Genomic DNA, 15,557 nt, shown 5'->3' with positions numbered 1-15,557 from the left:
GGCCCCCGTGCTTTTCTCGGGGGCCGTGCGAGCGGCGTCCCCTTGCTCTTGGTGATCGTGTGAACCTGCCTCTTTCCAAACCAGCGGGGCGGGTCCGCTGGATCGTGTGCTCGCTGCTCTTCGCGGCGGTGGTGCTGAGCTATATCGACCGGCTCGTCCTGCCCACGCTCAAGCCCGAATTGCAGGCCCGCTACGGCTGGAGCGAGACCGGCTATGCCGATCTCGCCATCTGGTTCCAGGGCGCCTACGGCCTCGCTTATGTCCTGTTCGGGCGGCTGGTCGACCGGGTCGGCGCGCGGATCGGCTATGCGCTGGCGGTGACGCTGTGGACGATCGGCCATGTCGCCCATGCGCTCTTCACCTCGACCACGGGGATGTTGATCGCGCGCGTCCCGCTGGCGATCGGCGAGGCGGGCACCTTCCCCTCGGCGCTGGCCGCGACCAACGAGTGGTTCCCCAAGCGCGAGCGGGCGCTCGCCATCGGCATCTTCAACGCCGGCTCGAACGTCGGCGCGATCGTGACGCCGCTGGTGGTGCCGATCATCGCGGTCACCTTCGGCTGGCGCTGGGCCTTCGTCGCGACCGGCGCGCTGACCGCGCTGTGGATCGTGGCGTGGCTCGGCTTCTATCGCCGCCCGCGCGAGCATCCCCGCGTGACATCGGAGGAGCTGGCGTGGATCGAGAGCGAGCCCATGGAGGCACAGCGCCCGGTGAAGTGGCGCACCCTGCTCCGCCTGCGCCAGACATGGGCCTATATGGCCGGCCGCTTCCTGATCGATCCGGTGTGGTGGACCTTCCTCTTCTGGCTGCCGGACTTCTTCAACCGCCAGTACCATGTGAAGATGCTGGACTTCGGGCCGCCGCTGGTCGCGGTCTATATCCTCGCCGACGTGGGCTCGGTGGCAGGCGGCTGGTTCTCCTCGCGACTGCTCGGGCGGGGCATGAGCGTCAATCGCGCGCGCAAGACGGCGATGTTCGTCTGCGCCCTCTTCGCGCTCCCCATCGCGGTGGCGAGCCATGCGCCCGGCATGTGGTGGGCGGTGCTGCTGATCGGGCTGGCCTGCGCCTGCCATCAGGGCTTCTCGGCCAATGTCTACGCGTTGCCTGGCGATCTCTTCCCGCGCGGGATGGCAGGCTCCGTGATCGGGCTCGGCGGGTTGTCGGGGGCGATCGGCGGGATGCTGATGGCCAAGTTCGCAGGCGTCATCCTTGAGACTTTGGGCAGCTACGAGCCGATCTTCGTCGTCGCGGCCTGCGCCTATCTCGTGGCGCTCGGTGTCGTCCACCTGCTCGTGCCGAACTATACGCCCGTCGAACCGGAGCAACTTGCATGATCCGCACTGCCTGCGCCGCCGCCCTCCTCGCGCTGGCCCCGCTGCCGGCCATCGCCGCGCCGGCCCATTGGGTCGGGAGCTGGGCGGCCTCGCAGCAGGTGCCCGAGCCGCAGAACGCGCTCGCCCCCGCCGACCTGCATGATGCGACGCTCCGGCAGGTGGTGCGCCTCAGCGCCGGAGGAAGCCGCATCCGGCTGCGTCTCTCCAACGCCTTCGGCACGCAGCCGCTGGTGATCGACAATGTCCATGTCGCCCGCGCCGTCTCGCCGGCCGGGGCACGGATCGATCCGGCGAGCGACAAGGCCGTCACCTTCAACGGCAGCGCCAGCGTCACCATCCCGGCGGGCGCCTCCTATCTCTCCGATCCCGTCGCGATGAACGCCGCGCCGCTCGCCGTGCTCGCCGTCAGCCTCCATCTCCCCGAGGCGCCCGATCGGCAGACCGGCCATCCGGGCTCGCGCAGCACCTCCTATCTCGTCCATGGCAACCAGAGCGCCGCCGCCGATCTCGCGAACGCGCAGAAGGTCGAGCACTGGTATCAGCTCGCCGGCATCGAGGTGGAGGGCCCGGCCGGCGCCGGCGCGGTCGTGACGCTGGGCGATTCGATCACCGACGGTCACGGCGCCACCACCAACGGCAATGATCGCTGGCCCGACAAACTCGCCGAGCGGCTTCAGGCGAGCCCCGCCACGCGCAGCCTGTCGGTGCTCAATCAGGGGATCGGCGGCAACCGGCTGCTGCTCGACGGGCTCGGCCCGAACGCGCTCGCCCGCTTCGATCGCGACGTGCTCGCCCAGCCCGGCGTTCGGACGGTCGTGCTGCTCGAAGGCGTCAACGATCTCGGCACCCTCACCCGCGACGCGTCCGTAACACCCGAAGGCCATGCCGCGCTCGTAGAGCAGATCATCGGCGCCTATCGCCAGATCATCGAGCGCGCCCACGCGCAGGGCGTGAAGGTGATCGGGGCGACCATCCTGCCTTATGCGGGCTCGTCCTATTATCATCCCGACGCCGCCAACGAAGCGGATCGTCAGGCGGTCAATCGCTGGATTCGCGAGCCCGGCCATTTCGATGGCATCGTCGATTTCGACCGGGTGACGCGCGACCCGGCGCACCCGGACCATCTCCGCCCGGACTTCGACTCGGGCGATCATCTCCATCCCTCGCCCGCCGGCTACAGGGCGATGGCCGACGCGGTGCCGCTGGCGCTGCTCCGCTAGATCTTACAGCGCGTCCCGAGCCAGCAGGCGATTCCGCCTGCCTCGGAATCGCTCTAGGTGGTGCGGAAGCGCCAGAGGATGCGATGCTCATAGACCTCGCCCGGATCGAGCCGGGCCGAGGGGAAGTCCGGCCGGTTGGGCGTGTCCGGGAAGGGCTGTGGCTCCAGGCATAGCCCATCCGACTGGCGATAGACGCGGCCGCCCTTGCCGATGATCGTACCGTCGAGGAAGTTGCCGGAATAGACCTGCACGCCCGGCGCGGTGCCGTGCAGCTCCAGCACGCGGCCCGAGCCCGGATGCTCCACCGTCGCGATATGGCGCAGGCTGCCGCCGGCGTCGCGCAGAATGAAATTATGGTCATAGCCGCGGCCGAGCAGAAGCTGCTCCTCGACGCCGGCCTCGCGGATGCGCGAGCCGACCAGCGCGCCCTCGCGGAAATCGAAGGCCGAGCCCGCCACCGCGCGCCGCTCGCCGGTGGGAATCGCACCCGGCGCGACCGGCAGATAGGCATCCGCCGCGATCGTCAGCCGATGGCCGAGCACCGTCTCGCCACCATCCGTACCGGCGAGGTTGAAATAGGCGTGGTTGGTCATTCCCACGACGGTCGGCCTGTCGGTGGTGGCGCGATAGGTGATGCCGAGGCCGTCCGCCGACAGGGCATAGGTCGCCTCGGCGCGCAGTGTCCCCGGATAGCCCGCGTCGCCGTCGACGCTCACCAGCGACAGCCGCACGAACGCCGCCTCGCCACCGCCGATCTCCTCGACCGTCCATATCCGCCGGTGGAAGCCATCCGGTCCGCCATGGAGATGGTGCGCGCCATCGTTCACCGGCAGGTGGTGCTCCACCCCGTCGAGCGTGAAGCGACCGCCCGCGATCCGGTTGGCGTAACGGCCGATGGTCGAGCCCAGATAATGGCCCTCGGTGGCGTAGCGCCCGCCCTCGTCGAAGCCGAGGACCACGTCCGCCACGCGCCCCTCCCGATCCGGCAGCGAGAGCGACTGGAGCGTCGCGCCCAGCGTCAGGATGCGCGCCCGGATGCCTCGCCCGTTGTCCAGCTCGACCGCGCCCACCGCCTCGCCCGAAGGCGTCGCGCCGAAGGGGTGGAGACTTGCCGTCGCGGGCTGCGAGACGGGCGTGGCGGGCGAAATCGGGGGCGTCGTCATAAAGAGGCCGATGTCATGCCGGCCGTCGCCGGGCAAGGGGGCGGAGGCGGATAGCCGCTTCACATAGGCCGCGGCAAGCAAATTTATTACATGGACGGAATGATCTCGATTACCGCCGGATAAGTTATGAACAGTTGTTCATATTCGCTTTGGCGATGCTCCGTGGAAACTTTCTAATTCTTAAGTAGACGGGAACTTGATCAATCAGCGCGAATGCGTAGATACACCCCGCTCAACGGCGCGTATTGTCAGTCGTTGCCGAACACTGGGTGCAGGAGGATCGCGCCATGGCCGAAGAAACGAATACAGAGCTGCTTAGCCTGACCGCCGATATCGTCGCGGCGCATGTTGCCAACAATCGCGTGGCGACAAATGAGGTGTCCGATCTCATCGCGCAGGTGCACGCCGCGCTCGCCGGTCTCACCGAACCGAAGAAGGTCGACGAGCCCGAGCCGCAGCCGGCAGTCCCCGTCCGTTCGTCGATCAAGCACGACTATATCGTGTGCCTCGAAGACGGCAAAAAGCTGAAGATGCTCAAGCGCTATCTGCGCACCAACTACAACATGACGCCGGAAGAATATCGCGCCAAGTGGAAGCTGCCGCGCGATTATCCGATGGTGGCGCCGGCTTATGCCGAGCAGCGCCGCGGCCTCGCCCGCGCGATCGGCCTCGGCCGCAAGAAGGACGAGGAAGCCGCCGCCGCGCCGAAGAAGGCGGCCGCCAAGCCCCGCGCCCGCCGCACCAAGGCTCAGGACAGCTCGACCGAAGCCTGATATGTCCGGCCGCCATGGCCGAGAATGATGCTAAGCAGGCGGCTGCCGAAGCCGCCATCGCCGAGGTCCGCGACGACATGCTCGTGGGCCTCGGCACCGGAAGCACCGCCGCTTTCGCCATCGCGGGACTGGGCCGCCGCATCGCCAGCGGCCTTCGCATTTCCGCCGTCGCCACGTCGCTTGCCACAGAGGCTGCGGCGCGCGCGGCGGGCATCCCCCTCCTCCCCTTCGAGGATGTCGCCCAGGTCGACATCGCGATCGACGGAGCCGACGAGATCGATCCGGCTTTCCGCGCCATCAAGGGCGGCGGCGGCGCGCTGCTGCGCGAGAAGATCGTCGCCGCGTCCGCCGCGCGGATGATCTGCATCGTGGATGCGAGCAAGACGGTCCGCCAGCTCGGCGCCCACCCCCTTCCCATCGAGGTGCTGCCCTTCGCACGCTCCTTCGTATCGGATGCGATACGGAGACTCGGCGGAGAGCCCCGACTCCGCCTTGCCCCGAGCGGCGAACCGGCGCGGAGCGATCAGGGCAATCTTCTGATCGATTGCGCCTTCGGCCCGATCGCGGACCCCGAAGCCCTCGCCGCCGCTCTCTCCGACATCCCCGGAATGCTGGGCCACGGCCTGTTTCTGCGGGAGATCGACGCGCTCGTGATCGGCGGCCCGAACGGCATCGAACGGCGTGAAAGAGGCACGTCCCTGCGCTGAGACCGGAACCGACCCTTGCGTCTCGCCGTTCGAGGGGGCAGAGCGCGCGCACATTCTGCGCTTCCGGGGACTCGTCTGATGAACGACACCGACACCGCCTTCCGCCCCTCCACGTCCGTGGCGGAGGACGGCTCTCCCGACCGCCTCGCCATCGACACGATCCGCACGCTGTCGATGGACGCCGTCCAGAAGGCGAACAGCGGCCATCCGGGCACGCCGATGGCGCTCGCGCCCGTCGGCCATGAGCTTTGGACCAAGTTCCTCCGCTACGACCCCGCGCAGCCTCTCTGGCCCAACCGCGACCGTTTCGTGCTGTCGGTCGGCCATGCGTCGATGCTGCTTTATTCGCTGCTCCACCTCGCGCAGGTGAAGGAGTTCGACCGCCACGGGAAGCCGACCGGCAAGCTCGCCGTCAGCCTCGAGGACATCGAGCAGTTCCGCCAGCTCGACAGCAAGACGCCGGGCCACCCGGAATATCGCTTCACCACCGGCGTCGAGACGACCACCGGCCCGCTGGGCGCGGGTTGCGGCAACTCGGTCGGCATGGCGGTGGCCGAGCGCTGGCTCGCCCAGCACTTCAACCGCGAGGGCTTCCCGGTCTTCGAGCATGACGTCTACACGCTCTGCGGCGACGGCGACATGATGGAGGGCATCTCGAGCGAGGCCGCGTCGACCGCCGGCCACCTCAAGCTCTCCAACCTCTGCTGGATCTACGACAGCAACACCATCTCGATCGAGGGCCATACCGACATCGCCTTCACCGAGGATGTCGCGCTGCGCTTCAAGGCCTATGGCTGGGCGACGCACATCATCGAGGACGCCAACGACACCGCCGCGCTCGGCCGTGCGATCGAGGCGTTCAAGGCCGAGCAGGACCGCCCGACCTTCATCCTCGTCAAGTCGATCATCGGCTGGGGCAGCCCCAAGGCGAACAGCGAGAAGGCCCATGGCGAGCCGCTCGGCGCCGATGCGATCAAGGCCACCAAGGAAGCCTATGGCTGGCCGCAGAAGGACTTCTATGTCCCCGAGGGCGTGACCGAGCGCTTCTCGGGCGCGATGAAGGCGCGTTCGCAGCCGCTGCGCGAAGAGTGGGAGGCGATGGTCGCCCGCTATCGCACCGCGCACCCCGACCTCGCCGCCGAACTCGACACCATGCTCGCCGGCAAGCTGCCGGAAGGCTGGGCCGACAAGCTCCCCGTGTTCGATGCCGACCCCAAGGGCCTCGCCAGCCGTGACTCGGGCGGCAAGGCGGAGAACGCCATCGCCGCCACCGTGCCGTGGCTGGTCGGCGGCTCGGCCGACCTCGCGCCGTCGACCAAGACGCTGATCGCGGGTTCGGAAGGCTTCCAGCCCGGCGCCTATGGCAATCGCAACATGCACTTCGGCGTGCGCGAGCACGCGATGGGCGCGATCGTCAACGGTATGGCACTCTCCTATCTGCGCAGCTTCGGGGCGACCTTCCTGGTCTTCTCCGACTATATGCGCCCGCCGATCCGCCTCGCGGCGATCATGGAGCTGCCGTCGATCTTCGTGTTCACCCACGATTCGATCGGCGTTGGCGAGGACGGGCCGACCCACCAGCCGATCGAGCATCTCGCTTCGCTGCGCGCCATTCCGGGCCTCGACACGATCCGTCCGGGCGACGCCAACGAAGTGACCGAGGCCTGGAAGGCCGCGGTCGCCTCGCACGAGACGCCGACCTGCCTGATCTTCTCGCGCCAGGCGCTGCCGACGCTGGACCGCTCGAAGTTCAACCCGGCGGAAGGTCTCCACAAGGGCGCCTATGTGCTGACCAAGGACGAGGGCACGCCCGACATCATCCTGATCTCGACCGGCTCCGAGCTGAGCCTCGCGGTCGAGGCGGCGGACGAACTGGCCAAGGGTGGCACCAAGGTACGCGTCGTGTCGATGCCGAGCTGGTATCTCTTCGAGAAGCAGGACAAGGCCTATCGCGACAACGTGCTGCCTCCCGCGGTCAAGGCCCGCGTCGCGATCGAGCAGGGCGGCGAGATCGGCTGGGATCGCTATGTCGGCATCGACGGCGCGACCGTCACCATGTCCACCTTCGGCGCCTCGGCCCCGCTCAAGAAGCTCCAGGACAAGTTCGGCTTCACGGTCGAAAATGTCGTCAAGGTCGCCCGCGAAGTGATGGGGAAGTAACACCATGACCAACCGTCTGAAGAAGCTCGGCGAAGCCGGTCAGGCCGTCTGGCTCGATTTCGTCGATCGCAAGTTCCTGAACGAGGGCGGGCTCAAGAAGCTGGTGGAGGAGGACGGCCTGACCGGCGTCACCTCCAACCCCTCGATCTTCGAGAAGGCGATCGCCCAGTCCTCCACCTATGACGATCAGCTCCAGGCCGATCTCGCCAAGGCCGACGCGCCGGTCGAGACCGCCTATGAGGCGCTCGCCATCAAGGACATCTCGGACGCCTGCGACACGCTGCGCCCGGTCTACGATCGCACCGGCGGCCATGACGGCTTCGTCTCGATCGAGGTCTCGCCCTATCTGGCGATGGAAACCGACGCGACCATCGCGGCCGCCAAGCGCCTGTGGGCGACGATCGACAAGCCCAACCTGATGGTGAAGATCCCCGGCACCAAGCCGGGCACTCCCGCCATTCAGGAGGCGCTGACCGCGGGCGTCAACATCAACGTCACGCTGCTCTTCGCGCTCGACGCCTACAAGGCGGTGCTAGAGGCCTATATCGCCGCCCTTGAGGCGCGCGCCGCCAAGGGGCTTCCGATCGATCGCATCGCGTCGGTCGCCAGCTTCTTCGTCAGCCGCATCGACGCCGTGATCGACGGCAAGATCGAAAAGCTCGGCACGGCGGAAGCCAAGGCGCTGGCCGGCAAGGTCGCCATCGCCAACGCCAAGCTCGCGTATCAGCATTATCTGGCGGTGCTCGCTTCGCCGCGCTGGCAGGCGCTCGCCGCCAAGGGCGCACGTCCGCAACGCCTGCTCTGGGCGTCGACCGGCACCAAGAACCCGGCTTATTCGGACGTGCTCTATGTCGACACGCTGATCGGCCGCGACACAGTCAACACCATGCCGCCCAAGACCATGGACGCCTTCCGCGATCATGGCGAAGTGGCCGAGACGCTGACCGCCGACATCGACGAGGCGAAGCACGTCCTCGCCGAAGCCGAGCGTCTCGGCCTCGATCTCGATGGCGTGACCGCCAAGCTGGTGGAGGACGGCGTGCGCCTCTTCGCCGATGCCGCCGACACGCTCTACGGCGCGGTCGCTGACAAGCGCATCGCCTTCCTCGGCAAGAAGCTCGACAGCCTGAAGGCCGAGCTCCCCGCCGATCTCGAAGCGGCGGTGAAGGACGAGCTGGAGAAGGCCCGCGCCGGCGGCTGGTCGCGCAAGCTCTGGGCGCATGACGCCTCGCTCTGGACGGGCGGCGAAGAGGCCAAGTGGCTCGGCTGGCTCGCGGCCGCCAAGGGCGAGCAGGTCGATTTCGGCGCGCTCGCCAAGCTCGGTCAGGAAGCCAAGGCATATAGCGACGTCGTGCTGCTCGGCATGGGCGGTTCCAGCCTCGGGCCGGAAGTGATCGGTGACATCCTCGGTTCGGCTTCGGGTTCGCCGAAGCTGCACGCGCTCGACAGCACCGATCCGGGGCAGGTCGCGACCGTCGCGGGCGCGATCGACTTCGCGAAAACCCTGTTCATCGTCGCCTCCAAGTCGGGCTCGACGATGGAGCCGGAGTTGCTGCGCGCCTATTTCTTCGATCGCTGCGAGCAGGCGGTGGGCAAGGGCCAGGCCGGCAAGCGCTTCGTCGCCGTCACCGATCCGGGCTCGAAGCTCGAAGCGCTGGCGAAGAAGGACGGCTACGCCCACATCTTCCTCGGCGATCCGGCGATCGGTGGCCGTTACTCGGTGCTCTCGGTGTTCGGCATGGTGCCGGCCGCCGCGATCGGCATCGACGTCGCGGGCTTCTTCGAGACGACCAAGGCGATGGTCAACTCGGTCGGCCCCGACGCGCCGCCCGCTTCCAACCCCGGCGTGAAGCTCGGCGTCGTCATCGGCACTGCGGCGGTGAAGGGTCGCGACAAGCTCACCCTCGTCCCCTCGCCCAGCCTCAAGTCCTTCGGCTCATGGCTGGAGCAGCTCCTCGCCGAGAGCACCGGCAAGCATGGCAAGGGCATCGTGCCGGTCGATCTGGAGCCGCTCGGCGATCCGTCGGCCTATGGCGACGACCGCCTGTTCGTGCACCTGCACCTCGACGGCGACGAGATGTCGGCCGATCACGCGAAGCTCGATGCGCTGAAGGCGGCGGGCCAGCCGATCGTCCACATCCACCTCGCGAACAAGGCCGACATCGGGCAGGAGTTCGTCCGCTGGGAGGTCGCGACCGCGATCGCCGGTGCAGTGATCGGCATCGACCCCTTCGACCAGCCCGACGTCGAGGATGCCAAGATCCAGACGCGTCAGCTCATCGAGGCCTATGAGAAGTCCGGCGCGCTCTCGCCCGAGACGGCTTTCTTCGAGGATGGCGACTTCGCCTTCTTCGCGCCGTCGAAGATCGAGGGCGGCGATGCGGCCGCGATCCTGAAGACGCATTTCGCCTCGGCCAAGGCCGGCGACTATGCGGGCTTCCTTGTCTATTGCGAGCGCAACGCCGCCGACGAGGCCGTGGTGGAAGAGCTGCGCGTCGCCGTGCGCGATACGAAGAAGGTGGCGACCGTCGCCGGCTTCGGCCCGCGTTTCCTTCACTCGACCGGCCAGGCCTACAAGGGCGGCCCCAAGACCGGGCTGTTCCTCGAGATCACGCGCGAGCCTGCTGCGGATGTCACCATTCCGGGCAACCGCGCGAGCTTCGGCACCGTGCAGCTCGCACAGGCGCGCGGCGATCTCGACGTGCTCGCCTCGCGCGGGCAGCGCGTGCTGCGCGTGCATCTGAAGAATGAGAAGACCGGGCTGGATGTGTTGGCCCGTGCGTTGAAGGCGGCCCTCGCGGCCTAATCGGGAAAGCGGACTATGCAGATCGGGATCGTCGGACTGGGTCGGATGGGGGCGAACATCGCCCGCCGTCTGATGCGGAATGGGCATGAGGCCGTCGTGTTCGACCGCAACGAGCCGGCGGTCGCCGGTCTGGTGGGCGAGGGCGCCACGGGCGCCGCTTCGCTCGCGGAGGTGGTGCAGAAGCTCACGGCGCCGCGCACCGTCTGGGTCATGCTGCCGGCAGGCGGCCCGACCGAGCAGACGATCGAGGCGCTGTCGGGCCTGCTCTCCTCGGGCGACACGATCATCGACGGCGGCAACACCTTCTACAAGGACGACATCCGCCGCGCGAAGGCGCTCTCCGCCAAGGGCCTCCATTATGTCGACGTCGGCACGTCCGGCGGCGTCTGGGGTCTGGAGCGAGGCTATTGCATGATGATCGGCGGCCCCGACGAGACGGTCACCCGCCTCGATCCGATCTTCGAGGCGCTGGCGCCCGGCATCGGCACCATCCCGCGCACCAAGGGCCGCAACGGCGCCGATCCGCGCGCCGAGAAGGGCTATATCCATGCCGGGCCGGCAGGCTCGGGCCACTTCGTGAAGATGGTCCACAACGGCATCGAATATGGCCTGATGGCGGCCTTCGCCGAGGGTTTCGACATTCTCAAGACCAAAAGCTCCGATCGCCTGCCCGAGGATGAGCGCTTCAACCTCAACCTCACCGACGTGGCCGAGGTCTGGCGGCGCGGCTCGGTGATCTCGTCCTGGCTGCTCGACCTGTCGGCGCAGGCGCTCACCGAGAACCACGAACTCAGCCAGTATAGCGGCAAGGTGGCCGACAGCGGCGAAGGCCAGTGGACCATCGACGCGGCGATGGAGGAGGCGGTGCCCGCCTACGTCCTCTCCGCCGCGCTGTTCGCCCGCTACCGCTCGCGGTCGGACAACACATTCGGGGACAAGTTGCTCTCCGCCATGCGCCACGGCTTCGGTGGCCATGTCGAGATGCCGCAATAATGGCGCGGCCGGCCAAGATCGCCCCGGGTGATCCTGCGCCGCCGGCCACGCTGGTCATTTTCGGCGGCGCGGGAGACCTCTCGCGCCGCCTTTTGACTCCCGCGCTGGTCAACCTGACGCGCGACGGCCTGATCGGGGACGATCTCGACATCCTCGTCGTCAGCCGCGGCCCCGACGAGGGCATACAGGATCAGCTCGCCGAACATCTCGACCTCGGGGACAAGGCGACCAAGGCGGCCTGGGCCACCCGCCGCAAGCGCATCGTCTATTTCCAGGGCGAGTTCGACGATCCCGCGACCTACTCCGGCCTTGCCGACCGGCTGAAGGACGCCGGCAACATCGCCTTCTACCTTGCCACCGCGGCCAGCTATTTCGGCCCCGTCTCGGAAGCGCTCGCCAAGGTCGGCCTGCTGCGCGAGACGGACGGCTTCCGCCGCGTGGTGGTGGAGAAGCCCTTCGGCCACGATCTCAAGACCGCCCGCGCGCTCAACAAGACGCTGCTCGGCGTGATGGAGGAGAGCCAGATCTTCCGCATCGACCATTTCCTCGGCAAGGAAACGGTGCAGAACATCATGGTGGCGCGCTTCGGCAACGCCTTCCTCGAAGCGGTGTGGAACAACCGCTATATCGACCATGTCCAGATCACCGCCGCCGAGACGGTCGACGTCGGCACGCGCGGCGCCTTCTATGACGCGACCGGCGCGCTCCGCGACATGGTGCCCAACCATCTCTTCCAGATTCTCGCGATGGTCGGTATGGAGCCGCCCAACAGCTTCGGCGCCGAGGCGATCCGCAACGAGAAGGCGAAGCTCCTCGACGCCGTCCGCATCCCGACCGCCGGCGAGGCGAAGCGCGATGCGGTCCGCGGCCGCTACACCGGCGGCACGATCGCGGGGACGAAGGTCACGCCCTATCTCAAGGCCGCCGATATCGCGAAGGGCAGCCATACCGAGACCTACGCGGCGTTGAAGCTGATGATCGATAGCTGGCGCTGGGCGGGTGTGCCCTTCTATCTGCGCACCGGCAAGGCGATGGCGGCGCGCGACACCGAGATCGTGATCCAGTTCAAGCCGATCGCGCTCGCGATGTTCCGCAACGCCGACATCTCGAAGATCCCGCCCAACAAGCTCATCATCCAGATCCAGCCCAATGAGGGCATCGACCTCCACTTCAACGCCAAGAAGCCGGGGCCGGTGGTCGATACGGGTCAGGTGATGATGGACTTCCGCTACAAGGACGCCTTCGATCTCGGCCACCGCACCGGCTATGAGACGCTGCTCTACGACGTGCTGATCGGCGATCAGGCGCTGTTCCAGCGGGCCGACATGGTCGAGCGCGGCTGGGCGATCGTGCAGCCGATCCTGCGCCAATGGGCCAAGGACGGCGACCCCGAGGACTATAAGGCAGGCTCGCAAGGGCCGGCCGGAGCCGACGCGCTGATGGAGCGTGACGGCCGCGAATGGCACCCCGTCGACTGAGGACCAGAAGACCGATGAAGCATCCGATCCGCCTCTTCGTGTCCGATGTCGACGGCACGCTGGTCCGCCGCGACAAGAGCCTGTCCGACGCGACCATCGAGGCCGCCCATCGCCTCGCCCACGCGCAGGTCGCGATGACGCTCATCAGCGCGCGGCCGCCTTCGGGCATCCTGCCGCTTGCGAGAGCGCTGGGACTGACCAACACGCTGGCGGCGTTCAACGGCGGCACGCTGGTGTCGCCCGAGGGCGAGATCCTCGTTGCGCGCCATATCGACGCGGACGCCAGCCGCACGGCGGTCGCGCTGATCCGGGCGAGCGGCGCCTCGCTCTGGGCCTTCGCCGATGGGCAATGGTATATCTCGGACGGCGAGAACCCGCACCTCGCGCGCGAGGAGCGCTCGTCGATGGTCGCGCCCATCGTCCGCGACGATTTCGAGTCCCTCCACGGGCGCATCGACAAGCTGGTCGGCGTCAGCGATGACGAACCGCTGGTCGCGAAGCTGGAGGCAGACTGCAAGGCGGCGCTGGGCGGCAGCGCCGAGGTCTCCTGCTCGCAGACCTATTATTGCGACATCACGCACCCGAAGGCGAACAAGGGCGACGGCATCGCCGCGCTCTCCGCCGCGCTGGACATCCCGCTGGAAGAGACGGCGGCGATCGGCGACATGCCCAACGACATCCCGATGCTGCGGCAGGCGGGCATGGCCATCGCCATGGGTCAGGCGCCGGCCACCGTGAAGGCCGAGGCGGACTGGATCAGCGCCACCAACGACGAGGACGGCGTCGCCAAGGCGATCGAGCGTGTCCTCCTGCCCGAGGTCGCCCGCCATCGCCTCTAGGTGTCAGGAGAGCGCCACCAGAGCCGCGCGCAGGCCATTCGCGTCGAGGCCGGGCAACCCCGCCTCGATCGCGCGGTGCGTCTCGCGCCAGATCGGCACGGCCGAGGCCAGCACCTCCCTGCCCTGATCGGTGAGCCGCAGGCGGCGGCTGCGCCGATCCTTCAGCCCCACCTCGATCGACACCAGACCACGCCGCTCGAGCGGCTTCAGTGCGGCGGTGAGCGTCGTGCGGTCCATCGCCAGCAGGTCCGCCACCGGCTTCATCGGCGGCGGCTCCGGCCGGTTCAGCGACATCAGCAGCGAGAATTGCCCGTTGGTGAGCCCCACTGGCCGCAAAACCTCGTCGAACCGCCGCGCCAGCGCACGCGCGGCCCGCTGGGCATGGAGGCACAGGCAGCTATCGCGCACCTCCAGCGTTGTCTCGAACGGGACGGGCATCTTTGACACGACATAATTATGTTGATACCAACATTTCACGTCAAGATGGTTCCGAGTCTCTTGGGAGAGGGAAGATGCAGAACCTTGCCGATCACCCTGTCGTATCGCGTTCCGAGTGGATCGAGGCCCGCCGCGCGCTCCTCAAGCGCGAGAAGGAGGAGACGCATCTGCGTGATGCGGTGAACGCCGAGCGACTGGCGATGCCGTGGGTCGAGGTGAACAAGGCCTATCGCTTCGAGACGCCGGCCGGCAGCAAGTCGCTCGCCGGGCTGTTCGACGGGCGCAGCCAGCTCGTCGTCTATCACTTCATGCTCGGGCCGGACTGGGAGGCGGGCTGTCCCGGCTGCTCCTTCCTCGCCGATCATCTCGACGGCTCGCTGCCGCATCTCAACCATCATGACGTGACCCTCGTGGCCGTCAGCCGCGCGCCGCTCGACAAGATCGAAGCGTACAAGCGGCGCATGGGCTGGCACTTCCCCTGGGTGTCGTCGTCGGGCAGCGACTTCAATTACGACTTCCACGTCTCCTTCACGGAGGATCAGCTCTCCGCCGAGACGATCGATTATAATTTCACCCAGATCCCGGCCAAGGACGGCTTCGACGAGTTGCCGGGCCTCAGCGCCTTCTATCAGGACGGGTCCGGCCGCATCTTCCACACCTATTCGAGCTATGCGCGCGGGCCGGAGCCCCTGATCGGCACGCTGATGATCCTCGATCGCGCGCCCAAAGGCCGCAATGAGGACGGGACGATGGATTTCGTCCGCCGTCACGACGAATATGAGGGAGCAGAGAAGGCCGCCTGCTGCCACGCTGAGCCGGCCTGATCCTTCAGCAGCACTGCGTCCCACAGTCATCGGCGATCGAGGAGAGGATCATGACGACAGGCAATGGCGCGTTCGTCTGGTATGAGCTGGTCACCGCAGACCCGGCGGCGGCCGAGGGTTTCTATTCCAAGGTAATCGGCTGGACGACGGCCGATTCCGGCATGCCCGATATCCGCTACACGCTCGCCAAGGTGGGCGACCGGCCGGTTGCGGGGATGATGGGCTATCCGCCCGGCATGCCCGATCCGCAGCCCGCATGGCTCGGCTACGTCCATGTCGACGATGTCGACGCCATGACGAGCCGCGTGAAGGATCTCGGCGGCGCCATCTATCGCGAGCCTGCCGACATCCCGACCGTCGGCCGCTTCTCGGTCGTCGCCGATCCTCAGGGCGCGGTGTTCATGCTGTTCCGCGGCGACGGCACGCCACCGCCCGAGCTGGCCCCCGGCACGCCCGGCCGCCCCGCCTGGCATGAGCTGCATTCCACCGACTGGGAAGCCGGCTTCGCCTTCTACACCAAGCTGTTCGGCTGGACGCAGGCCGAGAGCTACGACATGGGGCCGCAGGGCCATTACCAGATCTTCGCGCTCGGCGGGCTGTCGATCGGGGGGATGATGAACAACCCCCAGGCGCCGCACCCCTTCTGGCTCTATTATTTCGTGGTCGACGATATCGACGCCGCGCATCAGCGCCTCACCGACGCCGGTGGCAAGCTGCTCAACGGCCCGATGCCCGTGCCCGGAGACATGTGGATCATCCAGGCCTTCGACGCGCAGGGCGCGATCTTCGGCATGGTCGGCCCGCGCAAGGCGAGCTGACATC

13 protein-coding genes are annotated in these 15,557 nt (G+C 67.6%); 11 read left to right on the top strand and 2 right to left on the bottom strand.

All coding sequences use genetic code 11. The features are described from left to right. Window positions 1-59: 59 nt before the first annotated feature. Both ST3T6A_RS0103485 and ST3T6A_RS0103480 read left to right on the top strand, forming a co-directional pair. Window positions 60-1,334, top strand: coding sequence for an MFS transporter (locus tag ST3T6A_RS0103485; RefSeq protein ID WP_026359391.1), 1,275 nt, complete (start codon window positions 60-62; stop codon window positions 1,332-1,334). Beyond that, entirely contained in the window at window positions 1,331-2,554 is a 1,224-nt protein-coding gene (locus ST3T6A_RS0103480) for an SGNH/GDSL hydrolase family protein (RefSeq protein WP_019831503.1), read from the top strand. Before ST3T6A_RS0103485 ends, ST3T6A_RS0103480 begins: the two co-directional genes overlap by 4 nt. Before the next feature lie 53 nt (window positions 2,555-2,607). Here the strand turns inward: ST3T6A_RS0103480 and ST3T6A_RS0103475 are convergent, their stop codons facing one another. Then, a complete protein-coding gene (locus ST3T6A_RS0103475; RefSeq protein ID WP_026359389.1) occupies window positions 2,608-3,717 on the bottom strand; it encodes an aldose epimerase family protein in 1,110 nt (369 codons plus the stop codon). Between the two features lie 287 nt (window positions 3,718-4,004). Between ST3T6A_RS0103475 and ST3T6A_RS0103470 the strand changes: the two genes are divergently transcribed. The 7 genes from ST3T6A_RS0103470 (at window position 4,005) to ST3T6A_RS0103440 (ending at window position 13,473) form a co-directional block, all read left to right on the top strand. Further along, window positions 4,005-4,490, top strand: coding sequence for a MucR family transcriptional regulator (locus tag ST3T6A_RS0103470; protein ID WP_019831501.1), 486 nt, complete (start codon window positions 4,005-4,007; stop codon window positions 4,488-4,490). A gap of 14 nt (window positions 4,491-4,504) precedes the next feature. Next, window positions 4,505-5,197 carry a ribose-5-phosphate isomerase RpiA gene (rpiA, locus tag ST3T6A_RS0103465; RefSeq protein WP_019831500.1) on the top strand — a complete coding sequence of 231 codons (693 nt, stop codon included), beginning with the start codon at window positions 4,505-4,507 and terminating at the stop codon, window positions 5,195-5,197. Between the two features lie 78 nt (window positions 5,198-5,275). Beyond that, on the top strand, window positions 5,276-7,357 hold the full coding sequence (tkt, locus tag ST3T6A_RS0103460) for a transketolase (RefSeq protein ID WP_019831499.1): 2,082 nt from the start codon (window positions 5,276-5,278) through the stop codon (window positions 7,355-7,357). A 4-nt stretch (window positions 7,358-7,361) separates the two neighbouring features. Continuing rightward, window positions 7,362-10,163: a bifunctional transaldolase/phosoglucose isomerase gene (locus tag ST3T6A_RS0103455; protein ID WP_019831498.1), complete on the top strand. Its 2,802-nt coding sequence runs from the start codon at window positions 7,362-7,364 to the stop codon at window positions 10,161-10,163. 15 nt (window positions 10,164-10,178) lie between these two features. Next, window positions 10,179-11,156 carry a phosphogluconate dehydrogenase (NAD(+)-dependent, decarboxylating) gene (gnd, locus tag ST3T6A_RS0103450; RefSeq protein ID WP_019831497.1) on the top strand — a complete coding sequence of 326 codons (978 nt, stop codon included), beginning with the start codon at window positions 10,179-10,181 and terminating at the stop codon, window positions 11,154-11,156. Beyond that, window positions 11,156-12,634: a glucose-6-phosphate dehydrogenase gene (gene zwf / locus ST3T6A_RS0103445; RefSeq protein WP_019831496.1), complete on the top strand. Its 1,479-nt coding sequence runs from the start codon at window positions 11,156-11,158 to the stop codon at window positions 12,632-12,634. Before gnd ends, zwf begins: the two co-directional genes overlap by 1 nt. Before the next feature lie 14 nt (window positions 12,635-12,648). Further along, on the top strand, window positions 12,649-13,473 hold the full coding sequence (locus ST3T6A_RS0103440; protein ID WP_019831495.1) for a Cof-type HAD-IIB family hydrolase: 825 nt from the start codon (window positions 12,649-12,651) through the stop codon (window positions 13,471-13,473). Window positions 13,474-13,476: 3 nt separating this feature from the next. Here ST3T6A_RS0103440 and ST3T6A_RS0103435 read toward each other — a convergent pair whose 3' ends face one another. After that, window positions 13,477-13,911, bottom strand: a complete 435-nt coding sequence (locus tag ST3T6A_RS0103435; protein ID WP_019831494.1) for a MarR family winged helix-turn-helix transcriptional regulator — start codon at window positions 13,909-13,911, stop codon at window positions 13,477-13,479. A gap of 74 nt (window positions 13,912-13,985) precedes the next feature. Between ST3T6A_RS0103435 and ST3T6A_RS0103430 the strand changes: the two genes are divergently transcribed. Together ST3T6A_RS0103430 and ST3T6A_RS0103425 are read left to right on the top strand one after the other, a co-directional pair. Then, entirely contained in the window at window positions 13,986-14,735 is a 750-nt protein-coding gene (locus tag ST3T6A_RS0103430) for a DUF899 domain-containing protein (RefSeq protein WP_019831493.1), read from the top strand. Window positions 14,736-14,785: 50 nt separating this feature from the next. After that, the gene (locus ST3T6A_RS0103425) at window positions 14,786-15,553 is read left to right on the top strand and encodes a VOC family protein (protein ID WP_019831492.1); all 768 of its coding nucleotides are present in this window, start codon (window positions 14,786-14,788) and stop codon (window positions 15,551-15,553) included. Window positions 15,554-15,557: the final 4 nt, after the last annotated feature.

The sequence above is a fragment of the Sphingomonas sp. PR090111-T3T-6A genome, from assembly GCF_000383095.1.
Taxonomy (GTDB): domain Bacteria; phylum Pseudomonadota; class Alphaproteobacteria; order Sphingomonadales; family Sphingomonadaceae; genus Solisphingomonas.
This window is presented reverse-complemented; position numbering and strand designations above follow the sequence as displayed.